Annotated in this window: 18 protein-coding genes and 1 pseudogene; 8 read left to right on the forward strand and 11 right to left on the reverse strand. The window is 49.8% G+C overall.

Annotated features, from left to right (window positions below):
* Nucleotides 1-131: 131 nt before the first annotated feature.
* A complete protein-coding gene (locus tag RVY89_RS22760; RefSeq protein WP_484826507.1) occupies nucleotides 132-980 on the reverse strand; it encodes a dihydrodipicolinate synthase family protein in 849 nt (282 codons plus the stop codon).
* Between the two features lie 12 nt (nucleotides 981-992).
* Complete coding sequence (locus RVY89_RS22765) at nucleotides 993-1,679, reverse strand: B3/B4 domain-containing protein (protein ID WP_484826508.1); 687 nt, start codon at nucleotides 1,677-1,679, stop codon at nucleotides 993-995.
* Nucleotides 1,680-1,721: 42 nt separating this feature from the next.
* Here RVY89_RS22765 and RVY89_RS22770 point away from each other — a divergent pair, with 42 nt between their 5' ends.
* A complete protein-coding gene (locus RVY89_RS22770) occupies nucleotides 1,722-2,324 on the forward strand; it encodes a helix-turn-helix domain-containing protein (RefSeq protein ID WP_484826509.1) in 603 nt (200 codons plus the stop codon).
* A gap of 85 nt (nucleotides 2,325-2,409) precedes the next feature.
* On the opposite strand, the gene ygjG is transcribed toward RVY89_RS22770, so the two are convergent.
* A complete protein-coding gene (ygjG, locus tag RVY89_RS22775) occupies nucleotides 2,410-3,789 on the reverse strand; it encodes a putrescine aminotransferase (RefSeq protein ID WP_032660397.1) in 1,380 nt (459 codons plus the stop codon).
* Nucleotides 3,790-4,225: 436 nt separating this feature from the next.
* Between ygjG and RVY89_RS22780 the strand changes: the two genes are divergently transcribed.
* Complete coding sequence (locus RVY89_RS22780) at nucleotides 4,226-5,746, forward strand: methyl-accepting chemotaxis protein (RefSeq protein WP_484826510.1); 1,521 nt, start codon at nucleotides 4,226-4,228, stop codon at nucleotides 5,744-5,746.
* A 336-nt stretch (nucleotides 5,747-6,082) separates the two neighbouring features.
* Nucleotides 6,083-7,642, forward strand: a complete 1,560-nt coding sequence (locus RVY89_RS22785) for a methyl-accepting chemotaxis protein (protein WP_484826511.1) — start codon at nucleotides 6,083-6,085, stop codon at nucleotides 7,640-7,642.
* Here the strand turns inward: RVY89_RS22785 and RVY89_RS22790 are convergent.
* Nucleotides 7,639-8,133 carry a PadR family transcriptional regulator gene (locus RVY89_RS22790; protein ID WP_484826512.1) on the reverse strand — a complete coding sequence of 165 codons (495 nt, stop codon included), beginning with the start codon at nucleotides 8,131-8,133 and terminating at the stop codon, nucleotides 7,639-7,641. The two genes, RVY89_RS22785 and RVY89_RS22790, sit on opposite strands and share 4 nt — an antisense overlap.
* A 147-nt stretch (nucleotides 8,134-8,280) precedes the next feature.
* Here RVY89_RS22790 and RVY89_RS22795 point away from each other — a divergent pair, with 147 nt between their 5' ends.
* On the forward strand, nucleotides 8,281-9,045 hold the full coding sequence (locus RVY89_RS22795) for a siderophore-interacting protein (protein WP_484826513.1): 765 nt from the start codon (nucleotides 8,281-8,283) through the stop codon (nucleotides 9,043-9,045).
* Here RVY89_RS22795 and RVY89_RS22800 read toward each other — a convergent pair whose 3' ends face one another.
* The 7 genes and pseudogenes from RVY89_RS22800 to RVY89_RS22830 form a co-directional block, all read right to left on the reverse strand.
* On the reverse strand, nucleotides 9,046-10,215 hold the full coding sequence (locus RVY89_RS22800; RefSeq protein ID WP_484826514.1) for a DNA repair protein: 1,170 nt from the start codon (nucleotides 10,213-10,215) through the stop codon (nucleotides 9,046-9,048).
* Between the two features lie 570 nt (nucleotides 10,216-10,785).
* Nucleotides 10,786-12,024: a hypothetical protein gene (locus tag RVY89_RS22805; RefSeq protein ID WP_484826515.1), complete on the reverse strand. Its 1,239-nt coding sequence runs from the start codon at nucleotides 12,022-12,024 to the stop codon at nucleotides 10,786-10,788.
* A 96-nt stretch (nucleotides 12,025-12,120) separates the two neighbouring features.
* A pseudogene (locus tag RVY89_RS22810) lies at nucleotides 12,121-12,396 on the reverse strand (tyrosine-type recombinase/integrase); the annotation flags it as partial.
* 132 nt (nucleotides 12,397-12,528) lie between these two features.
* On the reverse strand, nucleotides 12,529-13,479 hold the full coding sequence (locus RVY89_RS22815) for a hypothetical protein (protein ID WP_484826516.1): 951 nt from the start codon (nucleotides 13,477-13,479) through the stop codon (nucleotides 12,529-12,531).
* 55 nt (nucleotides 13,480-13,534) lie between these two features.
* A complete protein-coding gene (locus RVY89_RS22820; protein ID WP_484826517.1) occupies nucleotides 13,535-14,548 on the reverse strand; it encodes a phage integrase in 1,014 nt (337 codons plus the stop codon).
* 5 nt (nucleotides 14,549-14,553) lie between these two features.
* A complete protein-coding gene (locus RVY89_RS22825) occupies nucleotides 14,554-15,444 on the reverse strand; it encodes a hypothetical protein (protein WP_131798158.1) in 891 nt (296 codons plus the stop codon).
* Between the two features lie 9 nt (nucleotides 15,445-15,453).
* The gene (locus RVY89_RS22830) at nucleotides 15,454-16,077 is read right to left on the reverse strand and encodes a phage repressor protein CI (protein WP_484826518.1); all 624 of its coding nucleotides are present in this window, start codon (nucleotides 16,075-16,077) and stop codon (nucleotides 15,454-15,456) included.
* Between the two features lie 97 nt (nucleotides 16,078-16,174).
* Between RVY89_RS22830 and RVY89_RS22835 the strand changes: the two genes are divergently transcribed.
* The 4 genes from RVY89_RS22835 to RVY89_RS22850 are packed head-to-tail and all read left to right on the forward strand — an operon-like array spanning nucleotide 16,175 to nucleotide 17,377.
* Nucleotides 16,175-16,411: a hypothetical protein gene (locus tag RVY89_RS22835; protein ID WP_055321581.1), complete on the forward strand. Its 237-nt coding sequence runs from the start codon at nucleotides 16,175-16,177 to the stop codon at nucleotides 16,409-16,411.
* A 34-nt stretch (nucleotides 16,412-16,445) separates the two neighbouring features.
* A complete protein-coding gene (locus tag RVY89_RS22840; RefSeq protein ID WP_055321580.1) occupies nucleotides 16,446-16,955 on the forward strand; it encodes a phage regulatory CII family protein in 510 nt (169 codons plus the stop codon).
* 7 nt (nucleotides 16,956-16,962) lie between these two features.
* Entirely contained in the window at nucleotides 16,963-17,187 is a 225-nt protein-coding gene (locus tag RVY89_RS22845) for a phage filamentation protein Fil family protein (RefSeq protein ID WP_484826519.1), read from the forward strand.
* Nucleotides 17,177-17,377 (forward strand): hypothetical protein, encoded by a 201-nt coding sequence (locus tag RVY89_RS22850; RefSeq protein ID WP_483286260.1) that lies wholly within the window; start codon nucleotides 17,177-17,179, stop codon nucleotides 17,375-17,377. The genes RVY89_RS22845 and RVY89_RS22850 overlap by 11 nt, the downstream gene beginning before the upstream one ends.
* Nucleotides 17,378-17,443 lie beyond the last annotated feature (66 nt).

A 17,443-nucleotide genomic window follows, 5' to 3' on the forward strand; every position in this document is an offset into this window, starting at 1 on the left:
TGCGCTTACCGGGCCTACGGGTGCGGGATGATGCGGTGTTTGCCCGGTGGCGTTAACGCTTACCGGGCCTACGGGGGTGAGGCTGTGTTGATTTTGTAGGCCGGGTAAGCGCGAGCGCCACCCGGCGTTGTTCAGGTCAGCGCCAGATCCGCAAGTATCGCAGCAAGCGCTTCGCGCGGCTCACCCTGAAGAGCCTGAAGCGGGAAGGGGAGCGCGGGTGTTTCAACTTTTCCCATCATCTCTGCCGCCGCCGCGATAACCCTTAAGCTGCCGTAGCGACGGAACAATTCCCACAGCGGCTCCAGCCGCTCGGATTGTGCCGTCTCTTTCGAACGCGCAATCGCCAGCGCTGTTTGCGGGAACAACCCGCCGAGCACCGAGTACCAGACGTCAAACCCGGCCTGCAGGGCTGAGGCCGCTCGCCAGTCGCCAGCGATCCCCAGCGTGACTGTATCAGGAAGACGGGCGCGTACCTGCGACAAGTCCTCCGGCACGCGACCAAGCTTAATGGATCCCACATTCGGCAGGGCCGCGACGGTAAATAACAATTCATCGCTAAACGCAAACCCGGTGGTGGCCGGATTATCGTAAATGCACAACGGTACGGAGAGCTGTCGGCTTACCGCTTCATAGAGATTAAACACTTCCTCTTCCGTTAATCGCTGGTACGACACGGGTGCCATCAGCACGCCGGAGACACCTGCCGATTGCGCGTTGTCAGCCAGACGCAGAATATCGTCCAGCCGTAATGCGCCAATGCTGACGATGACCGGAATGTCATCAGCATGCGCCACCGCGCAGCGTGCGATCCGACCGCGCTCTTCTACGGTCAGATAGGCATAACTTCCCGTTGAGCCGAGAATGCCCAGAGAATCCACGCCAGCGTCGACCAGGGGGCGCAGAAGATTGATGAAGGACTGCTCGTCAAACGTCCCCTCTTTCAGGGGGGTTAACGGAAAAGCGCTTAATCCGTGAAACATCGTGTTGTCCTCTTACAGCGTCAGCATCTTAACCTGAGCCGTGGCCTCCGGCATCAGCCGCTGCAGGTTGTTGACCAGCTCTTCTCCCGCCTCTTCCAGTGCCGCAAGCGGCATCGACGGCAGGCTTTCAAGAATAAACCACATAGATTGCGCCTGGCTGTCCAGACGGGTACGCACCCCCTGTCGCCAGTTCCAGCGGCGGCAGGTGACGCCGAGGTTGTCGCGCCAGATAACCTCGCCAGGTTCCGGATGTTCTACCACTGGTTGTCCCTCTTTTAAAGTATCAAACGGCTCGCTGCCGTCGGCCAGCGTCAGACGCGGCGCACCCGAGTACGCCGCGAGATTTTCCCCACCCACCGGAATGGCATAGCGAATGCTCACCGCGTTATAGATATCCACCACCGGATCCAGCGACGGCAGCGAACCGTCTTTCAGTACCCGCTTGCGCAGGGCCGCGGCGGAACAGGGCGTGCGTTTCGGTTTCGCGCCGAAGGCTTTAAACACCTCATCCCAGTCTGAAAGGTGTACATCAGCCCACGGGACATCATCATTCAACATCTGCTGGCAGGCCTGCGCCAGCGTGGCGGGCGCTACCTCCGGGTGGGTAATCGGCGCAGCTTCAACCAGAATGCTGAGCGCCCGAAAGCCTGGGGCAATCCCGGCAAGACGCGAATCTATTGACGGCGTAACGAGAGACATAAATAATCCTGTATTGACTGTTTTATACCATGGTAGTGACCAATGACTGATAAAGTCAATATAATGACTGATTCGGGTGCCGATGTTGCCCAGGTAAGCCTGGCCGTGGCGAACCGCATTCGCAACTGGCGTAAAGAGAAAAAGCTGTCGCTGGACGAGCTGTCCCGCCGCGCCAGCGTCAGCAAAGGGATGCTGGTAGAGATCGAAAAGGGCGCAGCCAATCCCAGCATCGCCATTTTGTGCAAGCTGGCCGCCGCGCTCGGCATCTCCGTGGCGGATATCGTCAACGTCTCCAGCGAGCCGCTGGTACACGTTATCGAAGAAGAGGCGATTCCGGTGCTGTGGCAGGGCGCGCTGGGTGGACGCGCCAGACTGCTGGCGGGTACCGCGGGACCGGACATGATTGAGTTATGGCAGTGGGAGATGCAGCCGGGGGAGCGTTTTACCTCTCCGGGGCACCCGGCGGGAACCTGTGAGCTGCTGCACGTGAACGAAGGCGTTTTAACGCTGACGGTGGAGGAGACGGTGACGAAGGTAAACCAGGGGGCATCGGCGGTGGCGAAAACGGAAGCGGCGCACGGCTACGCCAATGAAGGCGATACCGTGCTTCGCTTCACCATGACGGTGGCGGAGTTTCACCGATAAAAAGCAGCCCGGTGGCGCTACGCTTACCGGGCCTACATATGTACTATTTTGTAGGCCGGGTAAGCGTAGCGCCACCCGGCGTTGATTACGCCTCTTCCACGCTCACCCGCAGCGCTGCCAGCGCTTTACGCGCCGCTTTCAGCACTTGCTCACACTGCTCAATCGTCAGCGTCAGCGGCGGTTCAATGCGGATGGTTTTCGAGTTGTTGAGCGTTCCAGCCACCAGCACCCGCTGGCGGAACATCTCGCTCGCGAAGCTGTAGCCGGTTTCGTTATCGACAAACTCAATCGCCATCAGCATCCCTTTCCCACGCGCGTCCTGCACCAGGTCTGGATACTCCCGGCCTAGCTGACGGAAGCCGTCCAGCAGCATGTCGCCTTTCTGCTCCGCCTGCGCGGGCAGGTTTTGCTCCAGCAGCACGTTGATGGTCGCCAGCGCGGCCGCACAGGCCAGCGGATTACCGCCAAAGGTGGTTGTATGCAGGAACGGATTGTCGAACAGCACCGAGAAGACCTCCTCGGTGGCCACCGTTGCGCCAATTGGCATCACGCCGCCGCCGAGCGCCTTCGCCAGGCACAGGATGTCCGGCTGCACGTTCTCGTGCTCGCAGGCAAACATCTTGCCGGTGCGCCCCATCCCGGTCTGGACTTCGTCGAGGATCAGCAGAGCGCCAAACTCATCGCACAGCTGACGCACGGCGGGCAGATAGCCCTGTGGAGGGAGGATCACGCCGCCTTCACCCTGAATCGGCTCCAGGATCACCGCCGCCACGTCATCGCCGGTTTTACGGCATTCACTCAGCACGGTGCGCATGGCGTTGATGTCGCCAAACGGCACGTGGCGGAAGCCCGGCAGCAGCGGCATAAACGGTTTGCGGAAGGTGGATTTGGCGGTAGCAGACAGTGCGCCCAGTGATTTCCCGTGGAACGCGCCGCTGGTGGCTATAAACGTGAATTTCCCGCGCGGCGACTGGTACGCTTTGGCGAGTTTAATCGCCGCTTCGACCGACTCCGTGCCGCTGTTGCTAAAGAAGCTGTACTTCAGTTTGCCGGGCGTTAAGGCCGCCAGCGTTTTCGCGAGCATGGCGCGAAGCGGGTCGAGCAGTTCCTGGCTATGGAGAGGTTGTTTCGCAAGTTGATTCTGTACGGCGGAAACCACAACTGGATTACGGTGCCCCACGTTGAAGATACCAAAACCACCAAGGCAATCGATAAACTCCTGTCCCTGGGTGTCGACAAGCGTGTTAAGACTTCCCGCTTGCCACTCTACGGCCCCGTAATCCCCGCCGGCGGTAACAGATTTGCGATACTCCAGAAACCCTGGATTGACGTGCTCTTTAAAGTAATCGATGACCTCTCGGTTAAGTTGTTTCATCTCCTCATGATCGAGCGTTCGCTTCTCAATGAGATTCAGTGCGTGCGCGGTACAGGCAAGAGCCGAGGCGCTGGAAGGTAACCTGTTCAAAATATGCTCCCGGGGATCGCGTATCACATGATACTGGTTTAAGTATTGCAGGGATTACGCCACTTCAGATGCCTTAACGAAAATCGGGATAAACGCCAGGTTAAAATAATGTTGCACAATATTTAATCATGCCGATAGAAGCCAAACGGGATTTAGCGGTACGGGGTAGAGAGTAAAAAGAAAGGGGGAAGAGCGCCGCTGCACTAAAGAAGTGCATACGCTGCGACTTAAGTGGGCATTAACGGGTCATGCTTTGTTGGTAATTTCTCTGCGAAAGTATTTGAAATCAATGGATTAAAAAAATCGCACAAAAAGTATGGTTTAAGTCAAATCTGCGATCTCCATCAAGTTTAACAACTAAAGATAAATTGTTTACCGCCGAAAAAACATTGATCCACAAAATTAACATTCAAATAACCTGCAAGGGATGCACGCCATGTCCTCTCCAACCTATGTCACCCAGAATGAATATCCTCTGGACGATGACACCACCTTAATGTCTACCACAGACGTCCACAGCTATATCACCCACGCCAACGATACCTTTGTGCAGGTGAGCGGCTATCAGCTCGATGAGCTGACGGGCCAGCCGCACAATATGGTGCGCCACCCCGATATGCCAAAAGCCGCGTTTGCCGATATGTGGTACACGCTGCAGCAGGGCGAGCCGTGGAGCGGGATTGTCAAAAACCGGCGCAAAAACGGCGACCACTACTGGGTGCGTGCCAATGCGGTGCCGATGGTGCGCCGCGGGCAGGTGACGGGCTATATGTCGATTCGCACCAGAGCCACGGCAGAAGAGATTGCCGCCGTGGAGCCGCTCTATCGGGCGCTGAATGACGGGCGCTGTAAAAAACGTATCCATAAAGGGCTGGTGGTTGGAAAAGGCTGGCTGGGCAAACTGCCGACTATGCCGCTGCGCTGGCGCGTGCGCAGCGTGATGGCGGCGCTTTTTGCCGTTCTCGTCGCCACGCTGGTCGCGACCTCCGCCGGGTGGGCGCCACTCGCCGCTGCTGCGGTGGTGATGCTGCTGGGAACGCTGCTGTTTGAACAGCAGATTGTCCGCCCGATAGAGAATGTGGCGCGACAGGCGCTGAAGGTCGCCACCGGCGAGCGCAACAGCGTGCAGCACCTTAACCGCAGCGATGAGCTGGGGCTGACGCTGCGCGCGGTCGGGCAGCTTGGCCTGATGTGCCGCTGGTTGATCAATGACGTGTCGAGCCAGGTGGTGAGCGTCCGTGACGGCAGCGACAGGCTGGCGCAGGGAAATGAAGATCTCAACGATCGTACGCGTCAGACCGTCGCGAACGTGCAGCAGACCGTCGCGACAATGAACCAGATGGCCGCTTCCGTTCAGAGCAACTCTGAAACCGCCGCCGAGGTGGACAAACTCTCCGTGGCCGCGAGCAGCGCGGCGACGAAAGGAGGCAACGCGATGCAGACCGTGGTCAAAACCATGGATGACATTGCCGACAGCACGCAGCGAATTGGCTCAATTACCTCCCTGATAAACGATATCGCTTTCCAGACCAATATTCTGGCGCTGAATGCGGCGGTTGAAGCGGCAAGGGCAGGCGAGCAGGGTAAAGGGTTTGCCGTGGTCGCGGGCGAAGTCCGCCATCTCGCCAGCCGCAGCGCCAGTGCGGCTAACGATATTCGTAAACTCATTGATGCCAGCGCCAGCAAGGTGCAGTCCGGTTCTGAGCAGGTTCACGCAGCGGGCCGTACGATGGATGATATCGTTGTGCAGGTGAAAAACGTGACGCAGCTTATCGCCCAGATCAGCCACGCGACGTCCGAGCAGGCAACCGGACTGTCAGAGTTGACACGCGCGGTTGCCGAACTCGACAGCATCACGCAAAAAAACGCCGACCTGGTCGAAGAGAGCGCCCACATTTCTGCCATGGTGAAGCATCGCGCTGGACGCCTTAAGGATGCGGTGACAGTGCTCCATTGAGTCAATAATGTTCCAAAAAAGCCGTTTATTTCGTAAGGAATGAGCGGCGTTTTATTTTCCTGATGTGACTATTAATGTATTTTATTGTTAAGTTAATATTAAATAACTAAAGAAAGTGCCTCAGTTATTTATCCCTGCCTAAGTCAATTATCCAGAACGCTATTTTGAAAAACACCCATCTGGTGGTCTGGTAACGATCGATGAAGCTATATTAATAGCCTGTACCTATCCATTGTGACGGTTATGAAATAAAAAAACGATCAAACTCATAAAGTTAGCAAAATCGTTACCGATAACAGCGATCGTCTGAGAAATAATCACATCGATGGAGAAAATATGTTCTTACATGACGTAAAGATCGGCACGAAATTATTTCTGGCGTTTGGGTTCTTTATTGTCCTGATGGCGATCAGCGCGAGCCTGTCTCTGCTGAGTCTCAACCGGGCTAATAACGGGATGCAATCCATTATTACCAGTGATTATCCGACCACGGTAAAAGCGAACCAGTTAATCGATAACTTCCAGGAATTTATTAGCACTCAACAGCTGATGCTGCTGGACGAGCAGGGCACCTACACGGGGCAATCTCAGCAGCGCCTCAAAGAGATCAGCGAGCACATCACGGTGATCCTGGGCGAGCTGAACAACGCGTTGCAGGATCAAAAGTCTCAGCAGGTGCTGGCGGAGATCCGCAGCGTGCGCCAGCAGTATCTGGACTCGCGCTACCGCATTTTGCAGGCGGTGCAGAACAACAATCGTGCGGGCGCCATTCAGGAAATGATGACCACCACCCTCGCCGTGCAGCAGGCTTATAAAGCGAAGGTAAAGGAGCTGATTACCATTCAAAACAGCGAGATGCAGAGTGCAGGCGCGCAGGTGGAAGGGGATTTCAGGTCTAACCGCCTGCTGCTGATCCTGCTCACGCTCTTTAGCATCGGGGCAGGAAGCCTGATCGGCTGGTTTATCGTGCGCGCTATCACTCGTCCGCTCGGCGAGGCGGTGAATTTTGCTAAAGCCATTTCAGAGGGCGATCTGACGGGCAGCATCACGCCACACGGCAAAGACGAAACGGGTCTGCTGCTGCATGCGCTGATGGAGATGAAGACGCGACTGCTGGACATTGTGCAGCAGGTGCAAACCGGCTCGGAGAACATCTCCAGCGCGGCCGCGCAGATTGTTGCCGGAAACCAGGATCTGGCGGCGCGCACGGAAGAGCAGGCAAGTTCTGTCGAACAGACCGCCGCCTCGATGGAGCAGATCACCGCGACGGTGAAAAATACCGCCTCGCATACCGGGGAAGCCACCAACCTCTCGGCGGATGCCGCCACGGTGGTCAAAAACAACGGAGAGATGATGAAGCAGGTGACCAGCAAAATGCGCCTGATTAACGACACATCGAACCGGATGTCCGACATTATCGACCTGATCGACGCCATTGCCTTCCAGACCAACATTCTGGCGCTGAACGCGGCGGTGGAAGCGGCGCGCGCCGGCGAACACGGCCGCGGCTTTGCGGTTGTCGCCGGCGAGGTGCGCCAGCTTGCCCAGAAGAGCGCGTCGTCTGCCAGCGAAATCCGTGAGCTGATTGAAAGCTCCACCAGCCAGACTCAGGACGGGATGAACCTGGTCGAAAAAGCGAGTGGGCTGATTAACGGGATGGTCGGTAACGTGGAGGAGATGGACGTGATTCTGCGGGAAATTCGCCAGGCCAGCCACGAGCAGACGGAAGGTATCTCGCAGATTAACAGCGCGATTGGCCTGATTGACGCCACCACCCAGCAGAACTCCGCGCTGGTGGAGGAGTCTGTGGCTGCGGCGGCATCGCTTAACGAACAGGCGATGCACCTGAAAGAGCTGGTACGCGTCTTCCGCGTGAGCGAGCACGTTCCGGCTTAGTCCAGCTGGGAGATCTCGAGCGCCGCGCGGTCAATGACGCCGATAATTTGCTTGAGCTGCGCGTCGCTGAGCTCTCCCTGATTTACCTTCAGGTCTAACACCGCCTTGAAGTTATCAAGCGCCCGCTTCATCTGCGGGTTTTTGCGCAGCTGAAAACCGACGCTGCGCGCTTTGATACGCACCTGGATCTGTTCCAGCTGTTCCCGGTTTTCGTCCAGCCAGCGTTGTCCTTCAGCGGAAATCGCAATCTTCTTACGACCGCTCTCTTCTTCCGTAATGGTGATAAAGGACTGATCCTGAAGATAATCCAGGGTTGGATAGATCACTCCGGGGCTCGGGGTGTAATTTCCCTGGGTCAGATTCTCGATCTCTTTGATCAGCTCGTAGCCGTGGCTCGCGCTGCGGGTCAGGATATCCAGAATCACCAGCCGCAGATCGCCGTGGCCGAAAAAGCGCGGTCGACGCCCGCCTCCATCGTGTTCGTGTCGCATAATATGTCCGTCAAATTGATATATCTAAACTATATCTAAGATATATTCAGATGCAATCTAAAAGATCTTGCATTTCTCCTTATTAGTAATCATTATCATTTGAAAATTGATTTAGATATATCGTATTCATCAGAGAAGGGGCTACAAATGGCATCTACCCGTTACCCACAGCGTGTTCGTAATGACCTGCGTTTTCGCGAGCTGACGGTGCTCCGCGTTGAGCGCGCCAGCGCGGGTTTCCAGCGCATTGTGCTAGGCGGCGAGGCGCTGGAGGGCTTTAGCTCCCGCGGTTTCGACGACCATACCAAAGTCTTTTTCCCGGCACCCGGGACGACGTTTACGCCGCCGGTGGTCACCGATGAAGGCATTGAATGGGGCGACGGCGTACGTCCTCAGGCGCGCGACTATACGCCAATTTACGACGAGGCAAATCATGAGCTGGTACTCGATTTCTTCATTCATGACGGCGGCATAGCCAGCGGATGGGCGCTACAGGCGAAGGTAGGCGATAAGCTGACCATCGGCGGCCCGCGCGGTTCGCTGGTGGTGCCGGAGGATTACGCCTGGCAGCTGTACGTGTGCGACGAGTCCGGCATGCCCGCGCTGCGTCGACGCTTAGAGAGCATTGCGCAACTGCCGGTTCGCCCGGACGTGCAGGCGGTCGTGACGGTTGGGGATGAATCGTATAAGGACTATCTGGCGCACCTGAGCGCGTTCAACATCACCTGGGTGGTGGGCCATAGCGAGCAGGCAGTCGCGGACCATCTGGCGGCGCTGACTGTTCCTGGGGAAGACTACTTCATCTGGCTGACCGGGGAAGGGAAGGTGGTGAAGACGCTGAGCCGTCAGTTTGAAACCGACGCGATTGACCCTCAACTGGTGCGTGCCAGCGCATACTGGCACGCCAAATAATCAGGCGGCAGAATCCAGCTGCGCTTCGTTCACCTGATGTTCGAGCGAGGCGCGGACCTCGTGCAGCGCTTTCTCCTGCTGAGCGAAGTACGCTTCCATATTGTTGAGCGACGAGACCAGCAGCCAGGATTCCTCTTTCTCCAGTTCCGCCAGCTCGTTCACTAAGATGTCGATCTGCTCTCGCACCTGCGCCATTTTCTTGCGGATACGTTCCAGATCGTTCAGCCTGTCGCTTGCCATCAGCGGCTCGAAGCCCTGCTGCAGGCGGGCCACCAGTGAGCGAATGGTTTTAACGTCACCACGCTGCTTCGCCTGATTGAGCTGCACCATCATCGCGTTGGCTTCCTCTTTCAGATCGTCTGCAACCAGGTCCGGGTGGCAGAGCTTGCTCGCCTGACGCCAGAGACGCTTGAGCTCGTTCCGATCCTCTTCCGAAAGATCTCTGCCCTTGCGCAGCCGTACTTCGGCATCGTGATGCTGCTCGCGATACTTCTCGTACTCTTCGTTAGCGTCGTCGCGCGCCTGACGCGCAGGCTCCTCTTCCCGCGTTAAGCCGCTCTCCAGCTCCAGCGCTTCGGCCAGCAGGTTGGCAATCAGATTGCTTTGCTGTTCCAGATGTTTACGTGCCTCGGCGGCCTGTACGGAGTCGGCCGGGAGATCGCGCCAGCGCTGGGTGAGCGTCGCCAGCACCTCTACCGCCTGCGCCATATAGCGCTGGCAGCGACGGTAATCTTCCTCGCGACGACGCGCTTCCGCCTGCTGACGACGCAGGTTGAGCTCAGCCAGCGTTTTACGCAGGGCGAGGATCTGCTGCATCAGCGGGCCCAGACGGGAGAAATAGAGATCGTTGAACTCATCGAGCTGCTGCACCCGGGCGTTGCGGCGGTCAATCAGATCGCGCAGACGCTCTTCCAGCGCCTTTAGCTCCAGCTTGCTGGCGGCCACCTGCGGATCGCGCCATTGGGTCACGGCGCGCTGGCCCTGCAGCCAGGCGGTAATTGCCGCCATCGCAGAGGTGTAGTTCTTCTCCTCAAGCGCCACGACGATTGCCTGTAGCTCATCGTCAAACGCTTCATTTTTCAGGCGTGTCAGCTGGCTCTGGATGATGTCGTCATCTTCCAGTTCAATGGCATTTTTAATGATTTCTAGCCGTTTGATCGGTGTGCTCATGATGCCTTTCGCTTTGGCGCTTAAGTATTTGAGTTAAGGTTAGTTGTTGTAAAAGCTACAGGAAATAATACACACGGATGATGATCGGCGCGATGGGGGATTTCTTTAGTTTTGCAGTTTGTGAGGGTGAGCGACAGGCCGGGCTACGTGTGATTGATTCCGTATGTGCTTGCATAGGGTGCAGCAAAAATCAGAGGCGGGATACAGCCTGGCGAATGCCTGAGGAAAAGTCAGGGGACAACAAGGAGGCACTAGCCATTCACCCAACAAAAAAACCACTCAATCGAGTGGCTTAATTATATGATTATAAAGCTAAAATTTGGTGGCCCCTGCTGGACTTGAACCAGCGACCAAGCGATTATGAGTCCCAATTCAAAGCGTGAAAAATCAGTAAGTTACTGATAGTTATGTATTCTTTAGGCCGAATATTGTTCAATAGTGGCGCATAGTGTTGCGCTCTGCTGCCACTTTGTTGCCACTGTTGCCACTAGAATGAGTAGGGATGAGCCTCTCATAAGGCATTTACGTTAAACAGTAGACAAGGTTACGGCTCAATAATTGTTGGCATTTTTAATCCATTACTTTCAATATGCCTATTGCTACACCACTTGCCAAAAGAGTTATGTTACCTTTTGTTTTCAAAACCTTTGAATTATAAATATTTCCGTTTTCTTCCTGAAGCCTTTTTAATTGTTGTTTTTGATAGCCAGTCTGTATGTTGAATATTATTTCTTTATTGTGTGAGAAAGTTTCATATTTAAGTTGTGACAACTTTTCATTACTTTGTAAAACAATATCATTGATTATTGAGTTTTTTATTCCAATAAAAACAATGTAGTTTTTTTTGAGATGGAACCAATCTCCAGATACTCTTAACCCATTAAGTTTAATTGTTTTTTTATTTAAGAAAAAGCTCTCATCAAAATCCCCACTCTTGCTTGTGCCATAGTAATCTAGCTTTTTTGCTGTGTTAAGATTTAACTTGCCATCGGCAAATGCAAGAGTCCTTTCATGTAATAAGTTAATTAATTTTGAGTCAGGAGATATGAAGTTCATAAATCTATAATAAAATCCTAATTTTTTAGCTAATATAGCTTCTGCTAAACGTTCTCTAGACGAACCTGATGGTGGATCAAGTAGATAACATTTCAAATTTTTATTTCCACCTTTAGGGCAGAAAGCTATAGTTCCATAATTATAGTCGCCGGGATATGGGTGTTTGCTGTTAGTGGACATTTCAATTTTTTTATCGTTTATGCTACTGGCGTGTGAGTATATGTTATTGTTTTTCTTGCTAATATCAATGGAGTGTGTACCCTTTGTCTCGACCTGTACAATCCCTTTAGTTGTTGCAGCATATCGAAAATCAAAAGCCTTAACGCCTAATTCTGGAATGACAGTCCAATCTGCCTCGTTAACCCCAATTATTCTGGAAACTACAGAAAGACCAATAGACTCTCCAACCCTTTTCATTACAATTGCGGCTTCTGGATTTGAATTTGCTGGAACGCGTAAGGAATTGTTGGATATTTCAAGATCATCTATGAAATATTGAGTGGCAGAACTTATGGCGCTCATTAAATCATTTCTTTGAGTGTACTTCTCGGGGTTGGTGTGTTGTTTAAATACTAGGGAATTGATTAAATATTCTGCCCCCGTGACTTCAACCCCCTCGCTTATTATTTTTTTCATATTGTCAATGAAGTATTGATCATATCTGCTGGTGCTGTTTAGAAGATTTCTGTGAGCATCATCATAGTAATCGACTGTAATCTTAATTTTTTTTGAGCTGAATTTTTCTAATTCCAAAATAAATCCTCCCTTGCTGCTGGTTTCTTGTTGTGGATGTTATACAGTGTTGATGCTTTTTAATACTAAACATGGTTTGGAACGCATTGTGTTAAATTATTTTATGGTTTGTTTTTGTTGTGATTCCATTATATTTAATGGGTTAAGTAACATAGCTTCAGACAAATGGTCAGGAGCAAAGTGTGAATATCGCATAGTAATCTTAATATCTGTATGCCCTAATATACGCTGTAGTACGAGAATATTTCCCCCGTTCATCATGAAATGAGATGCGAAGGTGTGTCGCAAAATGTGCGTTAGTTGTCCAGCAGGTGTATGAATACCGGCACGTTGCATGGCTTTTCTAAAAGCAGAGTAACAAGGTTTAAAGAGTCCCAAGCTAATATGGAGAAAAACAATGATTTGCTTTCATTTCAATACATTGCGATGCCACATAGTGTTGAATTTTCTTGTATAGTGATTAGGTTTGCTGCCATTTTAATCCTCATTTATTTATCTACATAGTCATGTAAACATCGGTTGCTTGTATGGCATGTAACCTATGAAATTTGGATGGTAACATTGTAAAATTTTCTTGCCGCCATAAATATAATTCATTACGTCAGGACATATTTTACCAAAGTCAATCTCAATATTCAAAATATCACATACTTCAGAAGTGACTTCATTATAATAATGTATTGTTCTAATGAACTCTTCTTCGCTTAAGAAGGAAGTGATCAAATTAAAGTTGTTATTAATATTTGCGCTCCAAGGACCATTTGGTCTTGAGAATCCCAGGTGACGTGATAAACCTACTAACCTTCCCTCTGCTTTATAAAGAAAATTAGCTGAAATAGCAGGTGAGTTATTTTTGTGAAGCAAGCATAATTCTTCATTCAACCACTTCCAAAGAGCGGGGAAAGCTTGGTTAATAAATTCATTTAATTCAAACGAAACGTTTTCCGGAGATGATTTTTTAAATGCTTGCCGATAGAGTTTGTGAGGATTTGAAACAGTAATAACTCTGCTATTGTCATGATTGTTCCATGAGCTTTTTACTTCATACTTTGTTAATGAATTCAAACATTCTACAATATATTTTTGATGGGCGTAGTATTTGTCGCTCTCATTCTTTTTTTCCGTAACTTTTATTTGTTCGTCAGTTTGTATAGATCTATGAATAGCGGCGAGAATTGTTGTGGCTGGCAATACTAATGCTAATATAGACAATGTAAATGTCGATATATCATATTGTTCAATGCTATTATTGGATATTGTTTTGTTTTGCAAGTCATAATAGGCGCAAATACAGAAAATCAAAACGGGAAGAAATATTGAAGCCCAGAAAAATGGGTGTTCATATAATGGTTTTGGAGAGAGTTTATACCATCCATTTACGAAAGCGATAAAGATGTATAGGCAGAATATAAATATTACTGTTTCTAGTTGATATTGGTCATATAATATTTTCAAGTTCGTTCTCCTCGGGTTTTTCATTAAGTATCGGCATTAACTTTCTTTTCTTTAATCAAATTAGATTTAAAGGGTTGAGTTTTATCGCCTCGTTAAGATGATCTGGTGCAAAGTGAGCATACCGCATAGTTACTTTAATATCAGAGTGTCCGAGAATACGCTGCAAAACGAGTATGTTGCCCCCCCGCATCATGAAGTGGCTTGCAAATGTATGTCGTAATACATGTGATAGCTGCCCGTCCGGTAGTTCAATCCCCGCTCTCTTAACAGCCCCACGAAATGCAGAATAGCACCCCGTAAACACAGGTTTTGATGTTCTCATTTTGGGGAGCATCTGATACAGTTCTTCACTGATTGGAACAGCTCTGTTCTTTTTTCCTTTCGTTTTGATATACGTGATCTTGCCCGGGCTAATCTGCTTACCGGTGATGGATTCAGCCTCACCCCATCTTGCGCCAGTAGCGAGACAAATTTTTACTATGGTCACCAGGTCCTTCGCTCTGCTGTTCTCACATTCAGCAAGCAAGATTTTAACTTCATCAACGGTTAACCAGGCCAGCTCCGCCTCGTCAATTTTAAACTCGCGGACATTCTCCAGAGGGTTCGGTGCTACCCAATTATCAAGCCTTTTCAGTTCGTTAAACATGGCCCGAAAATAGGCCAGCTCAAGATTAACTGTGCGCGGGGTAACGGACTTTACTCGATCTGAGCGGGTTATTTTTCCGCTTAAACGTTGTTCGCGGTAGGTCGCAAATAACTTTGCGTTAAACTCAGTCGCTAAAGGGTTGCCCATGGCTAAGCAGGCAAACTCCATCGCCCCTTTGCGCTTTACACCATCAGAAAGTGTTACTCCATGAACATTGAACCAAGTCTCAACAAGGTCAGTAACCCGTCGTTTTTCGACTTTCTCTCCGAGCCAGGGTTTTTCCTGCGCCTGATCTTTGATGTGTCGTTCAAAGGCCAGAGCTTCCCCTTTAGTGGCGAACTGGCGACGAATGCGCCGTCCATTCCTACCATTGGGGAAAACTTGAGCCTGCCATTTTCCATTGCTAAGCTTAGTAACAGACATTGTATTTAAAAAGGAACAGTTTCAACGAGTTGGCCTAAGATGTCAGAGTCTGGTTCTATATATTTTGTTGTGTTTTTATAAGTAAATGCATGGCAATCGTTACCATTCGGAGCTTGCTTTATTCCTCTATATGTTCCGAACTCTTTGTCATTGAGGTCATATATGTTACCGATTAGATTATTGAGTTTGTATGTGTTAAATTGATATAAAAAACTATCTCCAATAGCGGTGCTTTCATCCTTTAATTCTGATTGCGATTTTATTTCGATAGCTCTTGGTGTTTGTCTGTTAATTTTTACGGTTAATTCTTTGATAGCGTCTAAAATAACAGTGTTTTGATCTGATAATTGAGTTCTCTCACCGATTTGAGCTGGTTCTATTCGTAATAATTGTACAATGGAATTTACTTCCTCACTGCTCGCTAAGTGTGTGGCTGTTAAGGCTTTAGCAATGGCATTTACATTATTATGAGCACAATCTATTCTCAAGGAACTGTCATAACCACAATATCTAAACCCTTGAACGTCAAATGGATTTGTGGTTATATCGTCTTTTATTAAAACTGTCTTTTTATTAAATGCCTGCCTAAGACCTAGTTCGTACATTACATTAGGGTTTCTAGAGCTTAAGTCGCAAATGGCAATATCACATTCAACAATACGTCTGAGTATGTCCAACACTATAAAGTTAGTATTGGTTATTTCATCTGCACGAATTGGAAGGAAATTAGCCTTTTCACAAGCAGGCTTGATAATGTGGCTGTAAACTCTGTCGAAGTGCCTATTTTCATATCCGGGGGTGTCTGCAATGGGCATTATAACAAAACATGTAGGTTTTTTTTCCTCAGTTTCTATTGCTACATTACTATTAACAGGATTAGTATCGTTTTTCTTCATTTTATACACCTAACCAATAAATTCAGTTTTAGTAATTATTTTACCCAGAACCTTTATTTCTGAAATATGACAGTCAAATGAAGCTCTGCCATTTTCTATGCGTGCTCTACCAGCTGGGAATCGATAAATTTGCCTAACACTTGAAATACCATCAATTTCTATAAACCAGACACCATCAACAAGCTCGCCGTCATATGTATCAGCAAGATAACTAGTTTTATCAAATGAAACCATAAAAGGTTTTGATAAACCATCAGGAATCATCGCTCTATCAAACTGTAAATCTCTAAGTAACGTTATGCTCCCATTTGTGATGTCTATATGTCGAAGTGAAAATACATTGCTATCTTTCCCTTCAATAAACTTGCTGCCATTCCCAGTGCTAAGCCAAACCAAGGATGCCCCAGTTTCAAGATGGCAAATCATCACCCAATCAGCTGGAAACGTATCACGTGCATACCTATTTGCCATCGTACTCTGAGATACCCCAAGCTGTTTGCACAGCGCAATACGAGTGCTAAATCCATAAGCTTCAAGGATGCGGGCTATTACCTCTTTTCCACCTCGGTTCTGGGAAACAGCATCTCGAACAGCGACCATATCATCTTGGTTTGTGTTTTTTTTGATTGACATTTCTATATAGAGATCCTAGCATCTCGATTCAAGATGTTTGTAATGTTGTTTTAAAGTGCCGAATAGTGTTTTTTACCTAACAGAGGAATAGTGCATCATGAATAGAAACTTTTCAATGCGGCCAAGCATCAATCTCGTGGTTTCTGAGCCTTACATCACGCTGGATGAGTTCTGCCGTCGTACTGGTTACAAGCCCAGTTATGTACGTCAAATGATCCGGGAAAACCGCCTGCCTATCAGGAAAAAAGCCGGAGTTAACAGCCTTATCGAAATCAACATGTTTGCGTTGACGATGGAAGCTGCCCAGGGCTGCGAAATCACAATGCAAGCCTGATAGTTCCATTCTGGGATAGAAAAGGACTTTAAACATGTTTGATTATCGCGTTTCCAAACATCCTCACTTTGATGAAGCCTGCCGTGTTTTCGCACTTCGTCACAATATGGCGAAACTGGCAAACCGCGCAGGAATGAAGGTCCAGACGCTGCGCAACAAGCTTAACCCTGAACAGCCCCATCAGCTCACGCCGCCGGAAATCTGGCTGCTGACGGATATCACTGAGGACTCCACGCTGGTTGATGGGTTCCTGGCTCAAATTCATTGCCTACCGTGCGTACCTACGAACGAAGTGGCAAAAGAAAAACTCCCGCATTACGTAATGAGTGCGACAGCTGAGATTGGTCGTGTGGCTGCAGGAGCTGTGTCCGGTGATGTCGGGACTACAACTGGACGTCGTGATGTGATTAGTAGCATCAATTCTGTTACCCGCCTTATGGCATTGGCTGCGATTTCCATGCAGGCGCGTCTGCAGGCTAACCCTGCCATGGCTAGCACTATTGATACGGTTACAGGTATCAGTGCGACTTTCGGATTTATGTAAGGAAGCCATGATGAAAAATGAACCTTCTCTCGCTTCCCTCTTGGTAAAGCAAAGTCCGGCAATGCATTACGGCCACGGCTGGATTGCAGGGGATAACGGCAAGCGCTGGCGCTCGTGCCACGATCAGTCCGAATTATTAAACGGGCTGAAATCTAATTCTGGTAAGCCGTCAGCTTTTTTAATTATTCGCATTGTTCGCTTGATTGTAAAAGGAGTGAAACATGTCTCGTAATGAGTTGAGAATTATTCTAGGCGTAATCATCCCGAATATGGCGGAAGGTTTTGAAATTAAAACCCGTGATGGTGCTGTTTTGCGTGTCGATCCTGAATGGGAATGCTGCAAAGAATTTAAAGAAAGTTTGCAGGCTGAAATTATCAGCCAAATTAAAAGTAAGCCTGTCCCTGTTTCTGGTTATATCTAAGTAATTAACCCGTTTTTTATGGCGTAAACCCGCCGGGCATTTTTTTGCCCGCGTTCTGAGGAAATG

The organism is Enterobacter sp. 3U4 (genome assembly GCF_057224565.1).